General features: G+C 36.5%; 2 protein-coding genes and 1 pseudogene. All 3 read right to left on the bottom strand.

Annotation, left to right across the window (positions count from 1 at the left end; translation table 11 throughout):
- On the bottom strand, positions 1 to 290 hold a 290-nt coding region (locus tag VNJ50_RS03840; protein WP_325579217.1), incomplete at its 3' end, for a Gfo/Idh/MocA family oxidoreductase.
- Complete coding sequence (locus VNJ50_RS03835) at positions 291 to 2,057, bottom strand: sodium:solute symporter (RefSeq protein WP_325579215.1); 1,767 nt, start codon at positions 2,055 to 2,057, stop codon at positions 291 to 293.
- 196 nt (positions 2,058 to 2,253) lie between these two features.
- Positions 2,254 to 3,706, bottom strand: a pseudogene (locus tag VNJ50_RS03830) (LmbE family protein); the annotation flags it as partial.

Genomic DNA, 3,706 nt, shown 5'->3' with positions numbered 1-3,706 from the left:
GGCTTTTCGCACAACACGGCTTTTTTATGATTAAGGCATAAAATGCTATACTCTTTATGAAAACTATGTGGCGTTGCAATATACACGGCATCAATATTGGGATCTGTTATCAAATCTTCGTAGTTGCCATAAGCTTTTGTCGCATTGTGAAGTTTGGCAAATGAATTCGCCTTTTCTTGATGTCTTGAGGCGACGGCATAAAGTTGACAATTATCTACGACTTGAATATCCTGGGCAAATTTATTGGCTATTTTACCAAGGCCGATAATGCCCCATTTTATGGTTTTCATTTAGAGGGAATTTTTATAAATTAAATAGCTAAAATAAGTCAAAATACTGATTAGCATGAGCAGCACCCATCGGTTGTTTCTAGAGAGTTTCTTAAAATCAATAAGCATGGCTATAATAATAGCCAAAAAGCATCCCACAAAATTCAGCCATAAATATGGAAGATTAATAAATTCCCTTTCATCCAAAAAATATAATCCCAAGATAATTGCTTGTGTTATGAGTGCTGAAATAAAAACAGCATGACCTTTGACATGTTTGAAAAAAAACGCCAACATAAAAATCCCTAAAATATTTCCATAAAAAATGGAACCGATAATATTGACCAATTGAATTAAATTTTCTGCCAAATATGCAAAAGTTGCAAAAAGAATGGCCAAGGCACCCCAACCTAAAGTGAACCATTTTGAGGCTTTCAAATAATGGTGTTCGTCTCTATCAATTACAAAATTGCGTTTATAAAAATCCATGGTTGTGGTAGATGCCAACGCATTTAATTCGCTCGCCGTACTGGACATCGCAGCACTTAAAATAACAGCGAGCAATAAACCAATTAAACCGCGGGGCAGATTGTTTAAAATAAAGTGAATGAACACATAATCTTTATCATTGGTTTCAACAGAGAGTGCCTGTTCTTCATTTGCTTTCGCAATCAGTTGTTTTGCGGCATTTCTATTGGCTCTATCGCCATCATTAAACAGAGCGATTTGATGCGCTAAGGCATCTGTTTTGTTAACTGCATAAGCCGTTATCAATTCCTGTTTTTTTAGAAATATTTGATTTTGTTCGTTTTGAAGTTGTGAATATTCTTCGGCATATGAAGAATTCATTACTGTTTCCTTAGCTGCAGGATTAAAATTGATAGGTGAGTTGTTGAATTGATAAAACACAAAAACCATCACGCCAACCAATAAAATGAAAAACTGCATAGGAACTTTTAAAAGTCCGTTGAAAATCAAACCCATTTGCATCTCTTTTATTGATTTTCCGGAGAGATAGCGTTGCACCTGACTTTGATCGGTGCCAAAATAGGAAAGAGCCAAAAATGTCCCTCCAATAATGCCACTCCAAAAGGTATAGCGATTATTGAAATCGAATGAAAAATCAAGAATATCCATTTTTCCACTGGCACCGGCAATTTCTAAGGCTTTGGTAAAAGTGATATTGTCAGGAAGATAACTGACAATTAAAAAAAACGCAATAAACATGCCCGTGAAAATAACGGCCATTTGCTGTTTTTGAGTGATGTTTACTGCTTTTGTCCCCCCCGAAACGGTATATATAATAACTAAGCTACCAAGAATGATAATGAGCAAGTTTAAATCCCAACCCAATACCGCCGACAGGATAATCGCTGGTGCGTAAATGGTGATTCCGGCTGCCAATCCACGTTGGATCAAGAATAAAATGGCGGTTAAACTTCTCGTTTTGAGGTCAAAGCGATTTTCTAAAAACTCGTATGCCGTATAAACTTTAAGGCGATGATACAACGGAATAAAAACCATGCAAATGATAATCATGGCTATCGGTAATCCAAAGTAAAACTGTACAAATCCCATGCCGTCATGAAATGCTTGCCCTGGCGTAGAAAGAAAGGTAATTGCGCTGGCTTGCGTGGCCATGACACTTAGGCCAATGGTCCACCATTTGGCTTCATTGCCACCTTTTAGATAATCCTCGACATTTTTACTGCCCCTGGTTTTCCATGTGCCGTAAGCCACAATTGAAAAAAGTGTGCCAATAAGTACAACCCAATCTAATATATGCATCTTAGAAGGATTTCGTGATCACGTAAAACAAAATGATGTAGAGGACATTGGCTAATAAAACAAAGGTGTATGATTTTTTCCAGTGCTGTTGAGGCGGTCTTTTTTGCATAGTTTCTGTTTTTAGTTAAGGAGCTATTTGTTTCTTAAAATCTTGTGTTCTTGTTGGAATACTTAAAATATTCTGGTATTGGATATCTTAATCTTTCAGTCTTAAATCTGTTTTTAGAGTTTCTTTTCCAATAGAGAGCATGTTGGCAAATAAGCGGAAAGCACCAGCAACACCTTCAGGAAATTCCCTAAAAAAACTTAGTCCCGTATAAATATAATAACCTTTCCCATATTGGGCTACTAATAAGCTACCTTCTTTTGGTGATTCGCCTTTATCATGCATGGATAGCATTGGTATGAACTCTTTAGACCATTTATTTGGGAAATAAAGTCCACGTTCTTGAACCCAGCCATCAAAATCTTTTTGGGTAATCTTATTTGGGTAATTAAGTAATTCGTGGGTGGTGTTTAACAATTTGACTTCAGCATTTTCATCGGTCACACGATCTCGGGACAATTGTAAAGGATAGGGTGCCAGTTGGTCAACAATAATATCGCCGCTGGTATTGTACTGAACAATTAAATTACCGCCTTGTTCTACATATTCAAACAATTGTTTTTGTTTGAATTTAAGCGCATCTATCGTATTATAAGCCCGGATCCCGATAACAATGGCATCAAATCGTTTTAGCGTTTCCATATTGATATCTTCTGGTTTAATGATGGCGACATTATAGCCTATTTGTCTTAAACTTTCAGGGACAAGATCGCCAGCACCTTCAATATAGCCAATATTTTCACCTTTTTTATTGAGGTTTAAACGTACAATTTTACTTTCGTTGGGCAGTAAAATGGTTTGTAACGGAATATGGTCATAGTTAATTTCGACTGTTTTTTTTGTGTAAATGGCATTGCCAATATGCACTTTTGGAGCTATAAAACCTTCATTCTGGTTTTTTGGAGGAATAACCGTAAATGCTAGTGTCTGTTCTGCACCTTTATGAGGAATGGAAAAATTTTGTTTTTCAGGATATATGGTCCAACCGCTAGGATACTCCAATTGTACAAAACCATCCACATTATTGCGATTGGCCTTAACAATAACCTGAATATCCTTTTGCTGATCGTCTGCAAAAATAATAACCGATTCAGAAATGCTAGATGTGGCTTCAGGAACAATTTCAAACGGTTTATAAACTTCACCTTTAACAGGATCGTTCATTTTGTAAATGATTGGTTTGGTATATGCAATTATTTCATCGTTGATTAACACATTAAAAGTTGCCGTAATAGTTTTTGGTGCTTCGGGCAGTCCAATTAAATTTTGGTCATCTACTTTGTACATGCCAAGCGTACCTTTGTTGTTTAACCAATATGGTGCGGAGTAACTTGCAGATGAAGGAATATTTATTTGCGATTTGAAACGGTGGGATTCATTGAATTTTAAATCGGAGTTTTTTTCAATTTTTGTGCCGTCAGAAAGTGTAATGTCTACAAGTTCAATGTGCTGTAAACTGCGGTTTATGGCTTCAATATTTAGGTTGACACTGCTGTTTGGTGTTGCGCTATTGGACGCTGCTGCAACTTCTAAGTACAAACCT

Origin of the sequence: Gelidibacter sp. (assembly GCF_035577925.1) — a bacterium.
In the GTDB taxonomy this organism is placed as follows: Bacteria; Bacteroidota; Bacteroidia; order Flavobacteriales; family Flavobacteriaceae; genus Gelidibacter.
This window is presented reverse-complemented; position numbering and strand designations above follow the sequence as displayed.